This window comes from Pseudomonas palleroniana, from assembly GCF_022836895.1.
Classification (GTDB): Bacteria; Pseudomonadota; Gammaproteobacteria; order Pseudomonadales; family Pseudomonadaceae; genus Aquipseudomonas; species Aquipseudomonas palleroniana.
Map to the genome: position 1 here is coordinate 5498854 of NZ_CP092411.1, position 18620 is coordinate 5517473.

17 protein-coding genes are annotated in these 18620 nt (G+C 60.8%); 7 read left to right on the forward strand and 10 right to left on the reverse strand.

Annotated features, from left to right (window positions below; genetic code table 11):
* Nucleotides 1-36 precede the first annotated feature (36 nt).
* The 7 genes from recO to lptF form a co-directional block, all read right to left on the reverse strand.
* The gene (gene recO, locus MJP36_RS24705) at nt 37-720 is read right to left on the reverse strand and encodes a DNA repair protein RecO (RefSeq protein ID WP_060754486.1); all 684 of its coding nucleotides are present in this window, start codon (nt 718-720) and stop codon (nt 37-39) included.
* A 158-nt stretch (nt 721-878) separates the two neighbouring features.
* A complete protein-coding gene (gene era, locus MJP36_RS24710) occupies nt 879-1781 on the reverse strand; it encodes a GTPase Era (protein ID WP_244384233.1) in 903 nt (300 codons plus the stop codon).
* Nucleotides 1774-2463 carry a ribonuclease III gene (gene rnc, locus MJP36_RS24715; RefSeq protein ID WP_033902449.1) on the reverse strand — a complete coding sequence of 230 codons (690 nt, stop codon included), beginning with the start codon at nt 2461-2463 and terminating at the stop codon, nt 1774-1776. The genes era and rnc overlap by 8 nt, the downstream gene beginning before the upstream one ends.
* A gap of 152 nt (nt 2464-2615) precedes the next feature.
* Entirely contained in the window at nt 2616-3470 is an 855-nt protein-coding gene (lepB, locus tag MJP36_RS24720) for a signal peptidase I (RefSeq protein WP_060754982.1), read from the reverse strand.
* A gap of 5 nt (nt 3471-3475) precedes the next feature.
* Complete coding sequence (gene lepA / locus MJP36_RS24725) at nt 3476-5275, reverse strand: translation elongation factor 4 (protein ID WP_090366560.1); 1800 nt, start codon at nt 5273-5275, stop codon at nt 3476-3478.
* Between the two features lie 151 nt (nt 5276-5426).
* Nucleotides 5427-6506, reverse strand: coding sequence for an LPS export ABC transporter permease LptG (gene lptG / locus MJP36_RS24730; RefSeq protein WP_060754984.1), 1080 nt, complete (start codon nt 6504-6506; stop codon nt 5427-5429).
* Entirely contained in the window at nt 6499-7617 is a 1119-nt protein-coding gene (lptF, locus tag MJP36_RS24735) for an LPS export ABC transporter permease LptF (protein WP_090366562.1), read from the reverse strand. Before lptF ends, lptG begins: the two co-directional genes overlap by 8 nt.
* A 283-nt stretch (nt 7618-7900) precedes the next feature.
* On the opposite strand from lptF, the gene MJP36_RS24740 reads away from it, so the two are divergent.
* The 5 genes from MJP36_RS24740 (at nt 7901) to rlmF (ending at nt 14626) form a co-directional block, all read left to right on the forward strand.
* A complete protein-coding gene (locus tag MJP36_RS24740; protein WP_244384236.1) occupies nt 7901-9391 on the forward strand; it encodes a leucyl aminopeptidase in 1491 nt (496 codons plus the stop codon).
* Between the two features lie 159 nt (nt 9392-9550).
* Nucleotides 9551-9979, forward strand: coding sequence for a DNA polymerase III subunit chi (locus MJP36_RS24745; protein ID WP_060754987.1), 429 nt, complete (start codon nt 9551-9553; stop codon nt 9977-9979).
* A 7-nt stretch (nt 9980-9986) separates the two neighbouring features.
* Complete coding sequence (locus tag MJP36_RS24750; RefSeq protein WP_060754988.1) at nt 9987-10370, forward strand: hypothetical protein; 384 nt, start codon at nt 9987-9989, stop codon at nt 10368-10370.
* A gap of 212 nt (nt 10371-10582) precedes the next feature.
* Nucleotides 10583-13429 carry a valine--tRNA ligase gene (locus tag MJP36_RS24755; protein ID WP_244384242.1) on the forward strand — a complete coding sequence of 949 codons (2847 nt, stop codon included), beginning with the start codon at nt 10583-10585 and terminating at the stop codon, nt 13427-13429.
* Between the two features lie 177 nt (nt 13430-13606).
* Nucleotides 13607-14626, forward strand: coding sequence for a 23S rRNA (adenine(1618)-N(6))-methyltransferase RlmF (rlmF, locus tag MJP36_RS24760; protein ID WP_090366569.1), 1020 nt, complete (start codon nt 13607-13609; stop codon nt 14624-14626).
* 203 nt (nt 14627-14829) lie between these two features.
* Here the strand turns inward: rlmF and MJP36_RS24765 are convergent, their stop codons facing one another.
* Nucleotides 14830-15111: an HU family DNA-binding protein gene (locus MJP36_RS24765; RefSeq protein ID WP_003188840.1), complete on the reverse strand. Its 282-nt coding sequence runs from the start codon at nt 15109-15111 to the stop codon at nt 14830-14832.
* Nucleotides 15112-15509: 398 nt separating this feature from the next.
* Between MJP36_RS24765 and yejK the strand changes: the two genes are divergently transcribed.
* Both yejK and MJP36_RS24775 read left to right on the forward strand, forming a co-directional pair.
* Nucleotides 15510-16514, forward strand: coding sequence for a nucleoid-associated protein YejK (yejK, locus tag MJP36_RS24770; RefSeq protein WP_090366571.1), 1005 nt, complete (start codon nt 15510-15512; stop codon nt 16512-16514).
* Nucleotides 16514-16864 (forward strand): glutaredoxin family protein, encoded by a 351-nt coding sequence (locus tag MJP36_RS24775; protein ID WP_060754993.1) that lies wholly within the window; start codon nt 16514-16516, stop codon nt 16862-16864. The genes yejK and MJP36_RS24775 overlap by 1 nt, the downstream gene beginning before the upstream one ends.
* Nucleotides 16865-17016: 152 nt before the next feature.
* Here the strand turns inward: MJP36_RS24775 and MJP36_RS24780 are convergent, their stop codons facing one another.
* Entirely contained in the window at nt 17017-17994 is a 978-nt protein-coding gene (locus MJP36_RS24780) for a FecR family protein (RefSeq protein ID WP_244384246.1), read from the reverse strand.
* Nucleotides 17991-18569, reverse strand: coding sequence for an RNA polymerase sigma factor (locus MJP36_RS24785; RefSeq protein WP_198760431.1), 579 nt, complete (start codon nt 18567-18569; stop codon nt 17991-17993). Before MJP36_RS24785 ends, MJP36_RS24780 begins: the two co-directional genes overlap by 4 nt.
* Between the last annotated feature and the right edge of the window lie 51 nt (nt 18570-18620).

The following is an 18620-nucleotide window of genomic DNA, read 5'->3' on the forward strand; positions in this document are numbered from 1 at the left end:
AAGGGAAAGAAACGCTGCACAGCATACACGGGGTTGTCAGGGCTTTCGAAACAACTCGCGACTGACCAGTGGCCGCCCCCCCAGATGCACGGCCAGGGCCTGGCGCATCAGGCGCTTGGCGGCGGACAAGGCTCCCGGGGCGCTCCAATCGGCTTCGCTCATGGCCAGCAACTCAGTGCCCTGAAACAGGCCGGGTTGCAGCAGGTACACGCGCTCAAGGCCGGCGTCGACTTGCAGGCGGTACATGCCATCAGCGGCGATCGGTGCTCCGTGCAGGTCGTTGGCGAGCTCGAAGCCGTAGCCCAGATCATCCAGCAACCGCCATTCGAAGGCGCGCAGCAGCGGTTCCAGGGGGCGGCCTTCGGCGAGGGCCAACAGCGTGGCGGCGTAGTGATCGAAAACGGCCGGGTGCGGGTCTTCGGCGGGCAGCAGGCGGATCAGCAGTTCGTTGAGGTAGAGGCCGCTGAACAGCGCTTCGCCATTGAGCCAGGCCGAGGTGCCCAGGCTTTCCATGCGGCCGACGTTTTTCAGCTCGCCCTTGCCGCGAAACTCCACATCCAGGGCCACGAACGGCCGCGCCAATGTGCCCGCCTTACCCCGTGCGCTGCGCAACACCGCACGCAGGCGGCCTTGAGGGGTGAGGAAGTCCACCAGGGCACTGGTCTCGCGGTAGGCGCGGCTGTGCAGGACGTAGGCAGGTTGGCTGGTGGGCTGGGACATGGTGGCTCACTGCTGGAATGCATTTTTTGAAAACTGCACAAACCGAATGTGGGAGGGGGCTTGCTCCCGATGGCGGTGGTCAGTCACTTATGTATTAACTGACCCACCGCCATCGGGAGCAAGCCCCCTCCCACATTTTCAGTCCTGCGGTGTTCTGCTTAAAGGTCGCCGTAACCCAGGGAGCGCAGTGCGCGCTCATCATCGGACCAACCACCTTTCACCTTCACCCACAGGTTGAGCATGATCTTGGAGTCAAACAGCAACTCCATGTCCTTGCGCGCTTCGGTGCCGATGCGCTTGATGCGCTCGCCCTTGTCGCCAATGATGATTTTCTTCTGGCCGTCACGCTCGACGAGGATCAGCGCATGGATATGCAGGGTCTTGCCCTGCTGCTTGAACTCTTCGATTTCCACGGTGATCTGGTACGGCAGCTCGGCGCCCATCTGGCGCATGATTTTCTCGCGCACCAGTTCGGCGGCGAGGAAACGGCTGCTGCGGTCGGTGATCTGGTCTTCCGGGAAGAAGTGCTCGTTCTCCGGCAGGTGCTCGGCGATCACACGCTCCAGCGCATCGAGATTGTGCCCGTGCTGGGCCGAAATCGGGATGATCTGGGCGCTCGGAAGTTGTTCCTGCAGCCAGCTCAGGTGCGGCATCAGCTCGGCTTTGTCTTCGATGCGGTCAGTCTTGTTCAGGGCGACGATCAACGGGCCGGTGACATACTGCACGCGCTCCAGAACCATCTGGTCTTCGTCGGTCCACTTGGTGCGGTCAACCACGAAGATCACCACGTCGACGTCTTTCAACGCGGCCGAAGCCGTCTTGTTCATGTAGCGGTTGAGGGCTTTCTCGCCACCTTTGTGCATGCCCGGGGTGTCGACGTAGACCGCTTGCACGTTGCCTTCGGTCTTGATGCCCAGCATGTTGTGGCGGGTAGTCTGCGGCTTGCGCGAGGTGATCGCGAGCTTCTGGCCCAGGATGTGGTTCAGCAACGTGGACTTGCCCACGTTCGGGCGTCCAACGATGGCGACATAGCCACAGCGTGTTGCGGTTGAATCAGTCATGGCCATTCTCCACGCCCAGGGCAATCAGTGCTGCAGCGGCCGCTACCTGTTCGGCAATACGACGGCTCACACCCTGGCCTCGGCTTTTTTCGTTCAGTAAGGTGATTTCACATTCCACGAAGAATACGCGGCAATGGGGCTCACCCTGGATGTCCACCACTTCGTAGCGTGGCAGTTCGCAACCGCGCGACTGCAGGAATTCCTGCAGGCGGGTCTTGGGGTCTTTGTTGGTATCGACCAGCGTCAGGCTCTCGATCTCGGAGGTCAGCCAGGCAGTGACGCGCTCCTTCGCCGCTTCCATGCCGGCATCGAGGTAGATCGCACCGATCAGCGCCTCAAGGGCATCGGCCAGGATCGACTCGCGGCGGAAACCACCGCTTTTCAATTCACCGGAACCCAGGCGCAGGTATTCGCCCAGGCCAAAACCACGGGCCAGTACCGCCAGGGTCTCGCCTTTCACCAACCGTGCACGCAGGCGTGACAGCTGGCCTTCACGGGCTTGGGGGAAACGCTCGAACAGCGCCTCACCGGCAACGAAGTTGAGGATGGCATCACCGAGGAATTCCAGGCGCTCGTTATTACGCCCTGCAAAGCTGCGGTGTGTGAGGGCAAGGACCATCAATTCCTGGTCCTTGAAGGTGTAGCCGAGCTGGCGCTCGAGACGACTTAGAGAAACGGTCACGGTTTATCCATATCTAGTTGGTGGCACCGGCGGCCATCGACGATTGACGCAGTGTTCAAATTCAAATCCTGATTGGTGTCGCATGAAGCCGGGCCAATGATTGTCCCAACCCCAGAAAAGCATTCGGCGCTGTGTGAACAGCGCCGTCTGTATTACTTGATCAGCCCGACCCGCGAGAAGTTCGGCAGGTGGCTGAGCTTGGGTTCCGGCCAACTCATCCAGACCGCAAAGGCCTTGCCGACAATGTTCTCGTCGGGAACCATGCCCAGCAGGTCCTTGGGAATGCTGGGGTCATCCCAGTAGCGGCTGTCGTTGGAGTTGTCCCGGTTGTCACCCATCATGAAGTAGTGACCGGCCGGCACTTTCCACTGGCCATCAGGCATTGCGCGGTAGCGGCTCATTTCCTTGCGGATTTCGTGCTCTACCGTACCGAGCTTTTCCTGGTACAGCTCGGCGCTGCCCAGGGTGTTCGGCTCGGTGCCCAGCAGCTTCTCGGCCACCGATTCACCGTTGACGAACAGACGCTTGTCGCTGGTGTAGCGGATCACGTCGCCCGGCAGGCCCACGACACGCTTGATGTAGTTGACGTTCGGGTCGCTTGGGTAGCGGAACACCATCACATCGCCGCGCTGCGGGTCACCCACCGGGATGACTTTCTTGTCGATCACCGGCAGGCGAATCCCGTAGGAGAACTTGTTCACCAGGATGAAGTCGCCCACGTCCAGGGTAGGTTTCATCGACCCAGACGGGATCTGAAACGGCTCCACCAGGAACGAGCGCAACACCAGCACGATGAACAGTACCGGGAAGAACGACTTGCCGTATTCAACCAGCAGGGGCTCTTTGTTCAGCTTTTCGACCACCACCGCATCGGGCTGGCTGACGCTGCCCTGATAGGAGGCGATAGCCGCCCGCCGACGCGGGGCGAAGAACACCAGATCGAGCAACGCCAGGAGACCGCAAACGGCAACGGCGATGACCAGCAACAGCGGGAAATTTAGCGACATAGGACCTAACTATCCAACCTGAGCACCGCAAGGAAGGCTTCTTGTGGAACTTCCACGTTACCTACTTGCTTCATGCGTTTTTTACCGGCTTTTTGCTTCTCAAGCAGCTTGCGCTTACGGCTTACGTCACCGCCGTAGCATTTGGCCAGTACGTTCTTTCTGAGAGCCTTGACGGAGGTCCGCGCAATGATCTGCCCGCCGATGGCGGCCTGGATCGCGACGTCGAACATCTGGCGCGGAATCAGTTCTTTCATCTTCTCGGTCAACTGCCGACCTTTGTAATGCGCGTTGTCCTTGTGCACGATCAACGCCAGCGCATCTACCTTGTCGCCGTTGATCAGCACATCCAGTTTCACCAGATTAGCCGATTGGTAACGATCGAAATGGTAATCCAGCGAAGCATAGCCGCGACTGGTGGATTTGAGGCGGTCGAAGAAGTCCAGAACCACTTCGTTCATCGGCATATCGTAGGTCACTTGCACCTGCGTACCGAGGAACAGCATGTCGCGCTGGACGCCACGCTTCTCGATGCACAAGGTGATGACGTTGCCCAAGTGCTCCTGCGGAACCAGGATATTGGCCCGCACGATAGGCTCGCGCATGTCTTCGATCGCCGACAGATCCGGGAGCTTGGACGGGTTATCGACGTAAATCGTTTCACCGGTTTTCAGCAACAGCTCAAAAATAACCGTTGGCGCAGTGGTGATCAGGTCCAGGTCGTATTCGCGCTCAAGGCGCTCCTGGATGATCTCCATGTGCAGCATGCCCAGGAAGCCGCAACGGAAGCCGAAGCCCAGGGCGTCGGAACTTTCCGGGGTGTACTGCAACGACGAGTCGTTGAGGGTCAGTTTTTGCAGGGCTTCGCGGAAATCTTCGAAGTCGTCGGAACTGACCGGGAACAGGCCGGCGTAGACCTGTGGCTGAATGCGCTTGAAGCCCGGCAGTACGTCGACGTCCGGCGTGCTGCTCAAGGTCAGGGTGTCGCCCACCGGCGCACCGTGAATGTCCTTGATACCGGCGATGATGAAACCTACTTCACCGGCTTTCAGATCAGCGGTTGCGGTGTGTTTCGGGTTGAATACACCGACGCTGTCCACCAGGTGGATCTTGCCGGTGGACTTGACCAGGATCTTGTCGCCCTTCTTCACGCGGCCGTGGCGCACGCGAACCAGGGAAACAACGCCCAGGTAGTTGTCGAACCAGGAGTCGATGATCAACGCTTGCAGCGGGTCTTCGATGTTGCCGGTCGGGGCGGGAATGGTGTGCACCAGGCGCTCGAGCACTTCGTCGACACCCAGGCCGGTCTTGGCGCTGCAGGTGACGGCGTCGGTGGCATCGATGCCGATGATCTTCTCGATCTCTTCCTTGACGCGCTCAGGCTCGGCCTGGGGCAAGTCGATCTTGTTCAGCACGGGCATCACTTCCAGGCCCTGCTCGATCGCGGTGTAGCAGTTGGCAACCGACTGCGCTTCAACGCCCTGGCCGGCGTCAACCACCAGCAAGGCACCTTCGCAGGCCGCCAGGGAACGGCTGACTTCGTAGGTGAAATCGACATGGCCTGGGGTGTCGATGAAGTTCAGCTGGTAGGTAATGCCGTCTTTGGCCTTGTAGTACAAAGTAACGCTGTGGGCCTTGATGGTGATCCCGCGCTCGCGCTCGAGGTCCATGGAATCCAGTACCTGGGCTTCCATTTCACGCTCGGCGAGGCCGCCGCACATCTGGATGAATCGATCGGCCAGCGTCGACTTGCCATGGTCAATGTGGGCGATGATGGAGAAATTGCGGATATGACTCAAATCACTCACGGGTCAACACTCAAAAAGGCTGCAGGCAGATTGCCCGCTGAAAAATAGCCGGGAATTGTACCTGATGCTCAGGCCAGACGTCATCTTTGCTGACCAGAACAAAAATGCCCCGATCTCTCGACCGGGGCATTTTTTGTTCATAAGCGCAGTATCAACCGGCCCGCCGCAGCAGCCACAACCCGGCCACGGCGCAGATCGCCGTCGGCACCAGTACCGCAAACAGCGGAGAAAAACCGAACACCAGGCTTGATGGGCCAAGCAGATCCTGGGCGATACGGAACGTGAAGCCCACCAGCACGCCGGTAAATACCCGCTGGCCGAGGGTCACGGAACGCAGCGGACCGAAGATGAAGGAAATCGCCATCAAGACCAACGCAGCGGTGACCACCGGTTGCAGCACCTTGACCCAGAACGCCAGCCAGTAGCGGCCGTTATTCAGGCCCTGGTCCTTGAGGTAGTGGATATAGCTCCACAAACCGGAGATCGGCAGGGCTTCCGGGACCATCACCACGGTATTGAGCAGTTCCGGCTTCAGGGCGATGTCCCATGGCTCGGAGGCCACGTTGATCACTTCGGTGCTGGCCTTGGTGCCTTGGCCCACATTGCGGAAATAGGTGGTGGTGACATCACTCAACTCCCACTTCTCGGCACTGTACTGCGCACGCTTGGCAAAGCTGGAAGTCAGCATGTGCCGCTCTTTGTCGAAGGTATAGCGGGTTACCCCGATCAACAGGCCGCCCGGCTGCACAGCGTTGATATGGATGAACTCGTCACCCTGGCGGTGCCACAGACCGTGCTTGGCGCTTTGCGCATCCCCCGAACCCTGGGCCAGGGCGCGGTTGGCCTGGGCCGTGGCTTCGGCAGGCGGCGCTACGTATTCACCGACGAGCACGCTGCAGGCCATCAGCAGGAGCATGGGCTTCATCACCGCCCAGACGATACGCCCGATGGACACACCGGCGGCACGCATGATGGTCAGTTCGCTGCTGCTGGCCAGGCTGCCGAGGCCGATCAGGCAGCCGATCAGCGCCGCCATCGGCATCATGTCGTAGACACGACGAGGCGCGGTCAATGCGACGAAGCTCAATACGTCCGTGACGGTATAGGTGTCAGTGACGTTGCCGACTTCGTCGATGAAAGCGAACAACGAGGCCAGGCCAAGGATGATGCCCAACACCGCCAGGATGGCGATCAGTACGCTGCTACCTATATAGCGATCAAGCTTAGCCACGGGCCAACTCCTTCAGGCCACGACGGCTCTTCATTTTCAAACGGATAGGTTCCCAGTAGAGCAGCCCCAGGCCGATCGCCAGGAATATCCCATGCACCCACCACAGGCCCAGGGCCGGCGACAACCTGCCCTTCTCCAGGGAGCCACGGGCGGAAATCAGGATGGTCAGGTAGGCCATGTACAGCAGGATCGCCGGCAGCAGCTTGAGGAAACGGCCCTGGCGCGGGTTGACCCGGGACAGCGGCACGGCCATCAAGGTCACGATGAACACCAGCAGCGGCAGGGAAATCCGCCATTGCAACTCGGCGATGGAGCGCAGTTCCTGGCTGCCGAACAACGAGGCAGTCGGGAGCGCGTCGCGGTCGGTTACCTCTTCACTGATTTCAGGCTTGGCCAGCATCACACCATAAGTGTCGTACTTGATCGCCCGATAGTCCGCGAGGCCAGGGCTGCCGTCATAACGATAGCCATTTTCCAGGATCAGGTAGCGGCTGCCGTCAGGGCGTACTTCCTGGCGCCCGCTATTGGCCACCAGAATCGAAATGCCGCGGTCTTTCTGGTTCTGGCCGAAGTTTTTCTGGGAAATGAACACACCACCGAGGTTGGAGCGGTCATCGGTCATGGTTTCGGTATAGGTCACCCGCGTGCCGTCGTTGAGCGCCTGGAAGCGCCCGGGCTCCAGGGTGTCGAACTCGGTCATCGCATCCTGTTTGTTCAGCAGCAGCTGGAACTGCATGGCGCCCTGGGGCGCCAGGCTCATGCTCAACCATGCCACCACCAAGGCAACGCCGGCGGCCGGCACCATGGTCATGGCCAGCAGACGCTGCTGGCTCATGCCGGTGGCCGAAAGCACGGTCATTTCACTTTCGAGGTACAACCGGCCATAAGCCAGCAGAATGCCCAGGAACAGGCCAAGCGGCAGGATCAACTGCAGGAAGCCCGGCAGGCGAAAGCCCATGATCAGGAACAGCGAGCCCGGGTCCAGAGCCCCGGAAGCGGCCTGGGCCAGGAATTTGACGAAACGACCACTCATGGTGATGACCAGCAATACCGCACTCACGGCACTCAGGGTCAACAGGACTTCGCGGGACAGATAACGGAAGACGATCAAACCAGACACTCCAGGGTTGTCAGGCTAAGGCGGCCAAACAAGCAAGCATAACGAGTCGACCCGTTTGCATGGGCCGGCTAAAAAGATTGCGTATTATCCTGTGATTGACCGCGCCTGTCACGGAGCTTACTCATGCGCGTGCACAAAGCATGTGGCAAGGGTTGTCAGGTTCCGTCGGCGAGGTTCAAACTGCGGCCTTTGCCGCTGGCGGTTTACCAAGCCGCCAGGCGTTAAAGCCTGCGTACGAACCTCAGGCTCACAGACCTTGATAAGGGACCCGAAAATGGAATTGGTTGTAAAAAGCGTTAGCCCCGAAACGTTGAAAACCGCCACCCTCGTGGTCGCTGTCGGCGAAGGCCGCAAACTCGGCACCGCCGCCAAGCAGCTGGACGAATTGAGCGGTGGCGCCATCAGCGCCTTGCTCAAGCGCGGCGACCTGGCCGGCAAGGTCGGCCAGAGCCTGCTGCTGCAAAGCCTGCCCAACCTCAAAGCCGAGCGCGTCTTGCTGGTTGGCGTGGGCAAGGACGCCGAACTGGGCGACCGTCCGTTCCGCAAGATCATCAGCGGCATCCTCAGCACCCTCAAGGGCCTGGGCGGTAGCGAAGCGACGGTGGCACTCGATGAAATCGTCGTAAAAGGCCGCGACAGCTACGGCAAGACGCGCCTGCTGGCCGAAACCCTGGTCGACGGCGGTTACATCTTCGACCAGTTCAAGAGCCAGAAAGCCGAACCCCGCGCCCTGAAAAAAATCACCCTGCTGACCATCAAGGCCGCCCAGGCTGAAGTCCAGCGTGCCGTGACCCACGCCCAGGCCATCGCCAATGGCATGTCGTTCACCCGCGACCTCGGCAACCTGCCGCCGAACATCTGCCATCCGACCTTCCTCGGCGAACAGGCCAAGGCACTGGGTAAAGAGTTCAAGGGCTTGAAAGTCGAAGTGCTCGACGAGAAGAAGATCAAGGAACTGGGCATGGGCTCGTTCTATGCCGTGGGCCAGGGCAGCGACCAGCCGCCACGCCTGATCGTGATGCAATACAACGGCGGCAAGAAGTCCGAGAAGCCTTACGCCCTGGTGGGTAAAGGCATCACCTTCGACACCGGCGGCATCAGCCTCAAGCCGGGCCTGGGCATGGATGAGATGAAGTACGACATGGGCGGCGCCGCCAGCGTCTTCGGTACCCTGCGTGCCGTGCTGGAGCTGAAACTGCCGATCAACCTGGTGTGCATCCTGGCCTGTGCCGAGAACATGCCGAGTGGCGGTGCTTCGCGCCCAGGCGACATCGTCACCACCCTGAGCGGCCAGACCGTCGAAATCCTCAACACCGACGCCGAAGGCCGCCTGGTGCTGTGCGATGCCCTCACCTACGCCGAACGCTTCAAGCCGCAGGCCGTGATCGACATCGCCACCCTCACCGGCGCCTGCGTCGTCGCCCTGGGTTCCCACACCTCGGGCCTGTTGGGCAACAACGACGAGCTGATCGAGCAACTGCTCAGTGCCGGTAAAGCCGCCGATGACCGCGCCTGGCAATTGCCGCTGTTCGATGAGTACCAGGAACAGCTGGATAGCCCGTTTGCCGATATCGCCAACATCGGCGGCCCGAAAGCCGGCACCATCACCGCGGCCTGCTTCCTGTCGCGCTTCGCCAAGAACTTCAACTGGGCGCACCTGGACATCGCCGGCACGGCCTGGACCAGCGGCGGCAAGGACAAGGGCGCCACTGGTCGTCCGGTTCCACTGCTGACCCAGTACCTGCTGGATCGCGCCAAGGCCTAACCCTGTAGGAGCGAGAATGTCGTGGCGAGGGAGCTTGCTCCCGCTGGACTGCGCAGTAGTCCCCAGCTTTTCTGGGGCCGCTTCGCGCCCCGGCGCAAGCAAGCTTGCTCGCCACAATACGCTCGCTTTTATCCCGGTTGAGGCCGTTCAGGAACCGCAATGACCCAAGTCGACTTCTATATATTGCCCAGCGCCGACCCGCTCGCGCGCCTGGACTTTGCCTGCAAACTCACCGAAAAGGCTTGGCGCATGGGCCATCGCATCTACCTGCACTGCAGCGATGCCGCCCAACGTGACGAGCTCGATGCCCGCCTGTGGCGCTTCAAGGGTGAAAGCTTCGTGCCTCACGGCCCCGCCGAATCCGAACCCGACGGCCTGGTCGTCCTGGGATTGGGCGACAGCTGCGGCGATCACCATGACCTGCTGGTCAACCTCGACCTGAAAGTACCGCCCTTTGCCAAGGCGTTCGCCCGGGTGGCGGAAGTGGTGGTGGAAGATCCGGCTATTCGTCAGGCCGCGCGGGAGAGTTTCCGTTTCTACCGCGAACAGGGCTATCCTCTGCAAGATCACCGGCTACAACGACTTTGAGTAAATGATGGACACTTCCAACCCTTTAAAAAAAGACGACCACCTGCTGGACGACCTGGAGTCGATCCGCAAGTTGCTGGGTGATGATGACTTGCAACCGCCGCTGCTGACCGAGACGGTCGAAGGCGAGGTACAGATTCCGCTGCTGTTCGACATGGTCGGCGGCAAACCCGTCGCACCGGAACCGGTTGCGCAGGCGCCCGCCGTCGAGCCGGCCCCCGCCGAAAAAGGCCAAGACGCCCTGCTGCTGCACCTGGACAACGAACTGCGCGCCGCCGCGCAACTGATCATGCAGGACGTGATCGACGACTTTGCCCCGCACATCGAAACCGAGATCAAGCGCCGGCTGGATGCGCGGATGGAGCGGTTGCTCAGCCAGTACCAGTCTTAAATCAAACAAAGATCCTCTGTGGGAGGGGGCTTGCTCCCGATAGCGGGGTATCAGCTACCCCTGAACTGGCTGGTCCACTGCTATCGGGGGCAAGGCCGCTCCCACATTTGCCCCCCATACACCTCAAGCCCGTCTTCGCCTCGCCCTGCGCCCTATCCCCCGTTATACTTGCCGGCTTTCCTGAATTAATGCCAACTAGGGTCCCGCCGCGCATGGATAAGACCTACCAGCCGCACGCCATCGAAACTTCCTGGTACAACACCTGGGAATCCGAGAATTATTTCGCCCCGCAAGGCGCGGGCGATTCCTACACCATCATGATTCCGCCACCGAACGTCACTGGCAGCCTGCACATGGGCCATGGCTTCAACAATGCGATCATGGATGCGTTGATCCGTTTCCGCCGTATGCAGGGTCGCGACACCCTGTGGCAGCCGGGCACCGACCACGCCGGTATCGCCACCCAGATGCTGGTGGAACGCCAACTCGAGGCCACCGGCCAGAACCGTCACGACCTGGGCCGCGAGAAATTCCTCGAGAAAGTCTGGGAATGGAAAGACCAGTCCGGCGGCAATATCAGCCGTCAGATCCGTCGCCTCGGCTCGTCCGTAGACTGGAGTCGCGAACGCTTCACCATGGACGATGGCCTGTCGGAAGCGGTGAAGGAAGCCTTTGTGCGCCTGCATGAAGACGGCCTGATCTACCGCGGCAAGCGCCTGGTCAACTGGGACACCAAGCTGCACACGGCGATCTCCGACCTCGAAGTGGAAAACCACGACGAGAAAGGTTTCCTGTGGAACCTCAAGTATCCGCTGGCCGATGGCGCCAAGACTGCTGAAGGCAACGATTACCTGATCGTCGCGACCACCCGTCCGGAAACCATGCTTGGCGACGCCGCCGTGGCCGTCAACCCGAACGATGAGCGCTACCAGGCGCTGATCGGCAAGTTCGTCGAACTGCCGCTGGTCGGCCGTCGCATCCCGATTATCGCGGACGACTACTGCGACCCCGAGTTCGGCACCGGCTGCGTGAAAATCACCCCGGCCCATGACTTCAATGACTACGAAGTCGGCAAGCGCCACAACCTGCCGCTGCTGAACATCTTCGACAAAAATGCCGCCGTCTTGCCGGCCTGCCAGGTCTTCAACCTGGACGGTACGCTGAACGACAGCATTGACGGCAAGATCCCGGCTGAATACGTCGGCCTCGACCGTTTCGAAGCACGCAAGCAGATCGTCGCCGCCTTCGACGCCGCCGGCCTGTTGGTCAGCGTTGACGACCACGGCCTGAAAGTGCCGAAGGGCGACCGCTCCGGCACCGTGATCGAGCCGTGGCTGACCGACCAGTGGTACGTGTCCACCAAACCGCTGGCAGAACCTGCGATCGCCGCCGTGGAAGATGGCCGCATCCAGTTCGTGCCCAAGCAGTACGAAAACATGTACTTCTCGTGGATGCGCGACATCCAGGACTGGTGCATCAGCCGTCAACTGTGGTGGGGCCACCGCATTCCGGCCTGGTATGACGAGTCGGGCAAGGTCTATGTAGGCCGCGATGAAGCCGAAGTCCGTGCCAAGCACAACCTCGGTGCCGACATTGCGCTGCAACAGGACAACGACGTACTGGACACCTGGTTCAGTTCGGGCCTGTGGACCTTCTCTACCCTGGGCTGGCCGCAGCAAACCGAATTCCTCAAGAAATTCCACTCCACCGACGTGCTGGTCACCGGTTTCGACATCATTTTCTTCTGGGTTGCCCGGATGATCATGCTGACCATGCACCTGGTGAAGAACGAAGATGGCACGCCGCAGGTACCGTTCAAGACCGTGTACGTGCACGGGCTGGTGCGTGATGGCCAGGGCCAGAAGATGTCCAAGTCCAAGGGCAACGTGCTCGACCCGCTGGACATCATCGACGGCATCGACCTGGAAACCCTGGTGCAGAAACGCACCTCGGGCCTGATGCAGCCGAAGCTGGCGAAGAAGATCGAGAAGCAGACCCGCGACGAGTTTGCCGACGGCATCGCCAGCTACGGCACCGATGCCCTGCGCTTCACGTTCTGCTCGCTGGCGTCCACCGGTCGCGACATCAAATTCGACATGGGCCGCGTCGAAGGCTATCGCAACTTCTGCAACAAGATCTGGAACGCGGCGCGCTACGTGCTGGATAAAGGCGAAGACTGCGCCCAGAACGGCGAAGCCTACGAGCTGAGCCTGGCCGACCGCTGGATCATCTCGCAGTTGCAACGTACCGAAGCCGAAGTCACCCGCCAACTCGACCAGTTCCGTTTCGACCTGGCCGCACAGGCCTTGTACGAGTTCATCTGGAACCAGTATTGCGACTGGTACCTGGAGCTGTCCAAGCCCGTGCTGTGGGACGAGAACGCGCCGATCGAACGCCAGCGTGGCACCCGTCGCACCCTGGTGCGCGTGCTCGAAGTGGCACTGCGCCTGGCGCATCCGTTCATGCCGTTCATCACCGAAGAAATCTGGCAGCGCCTGGCGCCGCTGGCCGGTATCGAAGGCAAGACCATCATGCTGCAACCTTGGCCGGTGGCCAACGAAGCGCGCATCGATGAGGCGGCCGAAAGCGATATCGAATGGCTCAAGACCCTGATGCTCGGCACGCGCAACATCCGCGCCGAGATGAACATCGGGCCGGGCAAGCCACTGGCGGTGTTCGTCAAGAACGCCAGCGCCGAAGACCAGCGCCGTCTCAACGAGAACGATGCACTGCTCAAGAAGCTGGCGAAGCTGGAGTCCATCACTGTCTTGGCTGATGGCGCCGAAGCACCGCTGTCCGCCACCGCATTGGTGGGCGACATGGAAGTGCTGGTGCCGATGGCCGGCCTGATCGACAAAGGCGCCGAACTGGCGCGCCTGGACAAGGAAATCGCCCGCCTGCAAGGCGAAGTGCAGCGGGTGGGCGGCAAGTTGTCCAACGCGGCTTTTGTCGACAAGGCGCCGGCTGAAGTGATCGACAAAGAGCGCGCCAAGCTCGCCGAGGCTGAACAGGCCCTGGGCAAGCTGGCGGAGCAGCATGCGCGGATTTCCAGCCTGTAAGGCGGAACCTGTGTGAAAAAAGAGACCTTCGGGTCTCTTTTTTTTGCCTGGAACTCCCCAATTCCAGGCTGGCAATACAATCAAGGTGGAGGGGGGCCTGCCCTCTCCCACATTTGCCCGAGATCACCTCGGGATGTGTGACAATGCTCGCCACTTTGAGCCAACACCAGAATCATCATGACCGCCCCCAGTACGCCAAAACCTCCGCGCAAGAAGCCTAAAACCGCAGCCACGGCCAAACCCGTCGTGCCGCGCAAAGAGGCCACCCTGCACCCACGCAACCGCCACACAGGCCGTTACGACTTTCCGGCGCTGATCAAGACCACGCCGGAACTGGCGAAATTTGTGATCATCAACCCATACGGCAAGGAAAGCATCGACTTCGCCAGCCCGGAGGCGGTGCGGGTCTTCAACCGGGCGCTGCTCAAGGCCTTCTATGGCATCCAGCACTGGGACATCCCCGCCGACTACCTGTGCCCACCGGTGCCTGGGCGCGCCGACTACGTGCACTTCCTCGCCGACCTGCTGGCCAGCACCAATGACGGCAAGATCCCGCGCGGTTCTATCGTCAAGGTGCTGGACGTCGGCATGGGCGCCAACTGCGTCTACCCCCTGATTGGCTACATGGAGTACCGCTGGAACTTCCTGGGCTCGGACGTCGACCCTGTCGCCGTGGCCGCAGCCAAGGCCATCGTGCAGTCCAACGACCTGGGCAAAGTCATTCAACTGCGCCAGCAACCCAATCCCAAGCAGATCCTGCTGGGCTTGCTGGAACCGGGCGAGCGCTTTGACCTGACGATGTGCAACCCACCGTTCCATGGGTCCATGGAGGAAGCCACCAAGGGCAGCGAACGCAAGTGGCGTGCCTTGGGCAAGGCGGATCCCAAGCGCAAGTTGCCGGTATTGAATTTCGGCGGCCAATCGGCCGAGTTGTGGTGTGAAGGCGGTGAAGCGCGCTTTGTGACGCAGCTGATTGCCGAGAGCGCGCATTTTGCCCACAAGGTGTTGTGGTTCAGCACCCTGGTGTCAAAAGCGTCGAACCTGCCCGCAATCGAGACAGCACTGAAAAAGGCCGGCGCGCTGGAAAGCCAGGTGGTGGAGATGTCCCAGGGGCAGAAACAAAGCCGTTTCGTCGCCTGGACCTTCCAGACCAAGAACGAACAACTGATCTGGCGCCAACGCTGGGTCCGCAACTGACCCCTGTAGTGAGCGGGCTTGCCCGCGCTGGGCTGCGAAGCAGCCCCATACCAGACACTGCATTTCTCCAGCCTGACCACAATTGCCGGTTTTAGGGCGGCTTCGCCACCCAGCGCGGGCTTGCCCGCTCACTACAAGGCAAATCGCAGGCAATAAAAAACCGTGCCCGGATCGCTCCGGAGCACGGTTTTTTTTGCTGCGTCTTACTTGTTAACAGCGTCGGTCAGGCCTTTGGCCACAACCAGCTTGATAACTTTCTTGGCAGCGATTTCGATGGCAGCGCCAGTCGAAGGGTTACGGCCAGTACGGGCAGGACGCTCGGTCACTTTCAGTTTGCCAACGCCTGGCAGAGTGATTTCGCCGCCGTTTTCCAGCTGATCAGCAACAACTTGGCTCAGTTGGTCCAGCAGAGCGCGCACGGTAGTTTTCGGTGCGTCTACTGCTTCAGCCAGGTCAGCGATCAGTTGGTCTTTAGTAATAGCCATTGTGGTGTTCCTTCCCTATCAAATTCATATGGATTGCAGAGTGCAGTGTCAGCCATCGAGCCCGACCGTCTAGGCCTGGCACCCCAGGCTTAATAACCGCGGAGATCGGGGTTATAGATGCTTGAAACGGGGATTGGTTCGACCTGACAGATGCTGAATGCACGCTTAACGCCGAGACTTGGCGTAAGACGGGGCAAAACTAGCACAGAGACGGGGAAATATCCGCCTCTACCTAGCCATTTGGTCAGCTTTATCGCTCTAAACCGTGAAAAAAAGGCATATGCCCCGTCAGAGAGCATCCAAAATAGCCTTCCAGGCGTGTCTTGACCAATGGGTGCGGTACACTGAGCGACTTTTCGGGGAGGCCACCGGCTCCCCTTCAACCAGCCGAGAAGCCTATGCCGATCCGTCATTGCATCGTCCACCTGATCGACAAAAAACCCGACGGCACACCCGCAGTTCTTCACGCCCGCGATACGGAGCTGTCCGAATCCGCCGCCATCGAGAATATGCTTGCCGACCTCAACGAGAGCTACAACGCCAAACAAGGCAAGGCCTGGGGGTTCTTCCATGCCGAGTCCGGCGCGCACCCGTTCAGCGGCTGGTTGAAGGAATATTTCGACGGTGCCCAGGATTTCACCCGCTTCAGCCGCATGGCGGTCGAGCACCTGCAAAAGTTGATGGAGGAGTCCAACCTCTCCACCGGCGGCCACGTGCTGTTTGCGCACTACCAGCAAGGCATGACCGATTACCTGGCCATTGCCCTGCTGCACCACAGTGAAGGTGTGGCGGTGACCGACGAGCTGGACGTGACCCCATCGCGCCACCTCGACCTTGGCCAATTGCACCTGGCGGCGCGGATCAATGTGTCCGAGTGGCAGAACAACAAGCAATCCAAGCAGTACATCTCGTTTATCAAGGGCAAGAACGGCAAGAAGGTTTCGGAGTACTTCCGCGACTTCATCGGTTGCCAGGAAGGCGTCGACGGGCCGGGCGAGACCCGCACCTTGCTCAAGGCGTTCAGCGACTTCGTCGAAAGCGAAGACCTGCCGGACGAATCCGCCCGCGAGAAAACCAAGACCCTGGTGGATTACGCCAGCAGCCAGGCCAAGCTCGGCGAACCCATGGGCCTGGAAGAACTGTCGGGCTTGATCGATGAAGATCGGCCAAAAGCGTTCTACGACCATATCCGCAACAAGGACTACGGTCTGTCGCCGGAAATCCCGGCGGATAAGCGCACCCTCAACCAGTTCCGCCGTTTCACCGGCCGCGCCGAAGGCTTGTCCATCAGTTTCGAGGCGCACCTGCTGGGCGACAAGATCGAGTACGACGAAGCCGCCGGCACCTTGATCATCAAGGGCCTGCCAACCCAACTGACCGACCAGCTCAAGCGCCGCAACTGATGCTCGGCGGGGTGTTCAAGAAAGTCTTGCTGGTGTTGCTGGTGGTGGTTGTAATCCAGAACTGGGGCAAGATCGAGCGGGTGTTCAACCCCTCGCAGGTGGTTTCGGAGCCGATACGCGCCTCGGCGCGCGTGGTGCTCTACTCCACCGAGTGGTGTGGCTACTGCAAGCAGACCCGCCGCTTCCTGGACCAGAAAGGCATCCCCTACCAGGCCTTCGACATCGAGAAGGACGCCCAGGCGCGCAAGGCATATGAGGCGTTGGGAGGTGGCGGAATTCCGTTTGTGGACGTGAACGGCACGTTGATCCGTGACTACAACCCGGACGCGATCATGGCCGCGCTGAAGTAATCCACTCGACAAAACACCGCAGAAACTCCATGTGGGAGGGGGCTTGCTCCCGATTGCAGTGTGTCAGCGCCAGCTGTTCTGGCTGATTCACCGCCATCGGGAGCAAGCCCCCTCCCACATGGGGTTCTGCGGCGCTTTTATCTTACGTGTGACTAACGCAATACAATCATCCGACCAAGAATCTCGTGCTTCTCAAACCCCAGCACCGCCTGCAAGGCATTCAACACGGCTTGCGGGTCTTTGCTCGGAAAGCTCCCGCTCACACGCTTGCCGGCCATCTCGTCGTTGAGCAACAGAATGCGCCCGGGGTAGTAACGCCCCAGATCCTTGACCACATCGGCCAAGGGCGCCTTGTAGTAGTTGAGCCAACCTTCACGCCAGGCAAGGCGTGATTCGCTGTCGACCGGGTGCATGGGTTCGGCGACACCGTCGGCGTAGGCCACTTGCTGGCCTGCCGACAGAATCTGTTGCTGGCCCTGCCTGGAAGGCGTCACTGCGACCCGCCCGGAAAGCACCGTCACCTGGGCACCCGCCGGTTGCAGGCGCACCTCGAACTGCGTGCCCAGCACCCGCGCTTCACCGCTGTCGGCGCCCACTACAAAGGGTTGGCCGGTGTGAGTCACGCTGAAAAAACCGGCGCCGCGACGCAATTGGATATGGCGCTCGCCCTGGCTGAAATCCACGGCAATGGCGCTGTCGGCATCCAGGGTCACTTGGGATTGATCGGCCAGGGTGACGGTCCTCACCTCGCCGGTCGCCGTCACATAGTCGGCGCCCAAGTCATCGACCCAGCGCGACGGCTGCCAGCCTGCGCCCATGCACACCATCAACAGAAGGCTCGCGGCTATCGCCAGCGCACCGGACCAGCGCACCACCCGTGAGCGCTTGGGGGTGTTCATCGCATTGAGGTAGCCCTGCAAGACCAGCGCCTCTTCATCCGCCAGTTGACGTGCCGGCACTTCACTCAGCTCCCACAGCACCTGCGCCTGGGAGTAAGCCTCGACGTGCGCCGGGTCGGCGCGCAACCACCGGCTGAAGGTCGCCTGGTCGCCACTGCTGGGCTGGTCGTGCAACAGGCTCAACCAGTCGAGCGCGGCCTGCTCCTGAGCGGGTGTGGGGGTGACGTTCACGGTGCTTTCCCTGGCGTGCGTGGAGGCGGCGGTTCACGAAGGCTGGCCTTGCAGGCTTCGAGGGCACGCATCATATGTTTTTCCACGGCACTTTGGGACAAGCCCATGGCCTGGGCGATCTGCGCATACTTGCGGCCATGGATGCGGTTAAGCAGGAAAATCTGCCGAGTGCGCTCCGGCAAACTGCGCAAAGCGGCTTCGACATGGCGCAAATCATTGCCCGCTTCGAGTGCCGCCTGGGGTTCGCAGCCTTGGTAGTCCTGCTGCTCCGGCAACCAGCCTTCGCTGCTGCGCACCCGCGCGCTTTCGCTGCGCAAATGGTCGATGGCAATGTTGCCCGCGCAGCGCAACAGGTAGGTGCTGAGTTCTTCGACTTGCACCAGCGGCCGGCGCCAGAAACGCAGGAACAGGTCCTGCACCAGGTCGGCCGCCGTGGCACGGCAACCCACGCGGCGGCTGACCAACGCTTCCATCTGCGAGCGCTGGGACAAGAACACCTGCAGGAAATGCGCACGCCCACTGGCCGCATCGGTGTGCGGGTGGTCCTGGGATTCCGGTGGGGTGCCGACCCTCATGGCAGCATCCGCCAACACGGCACCGCCAACAGAATCACGGGCGCCACTACG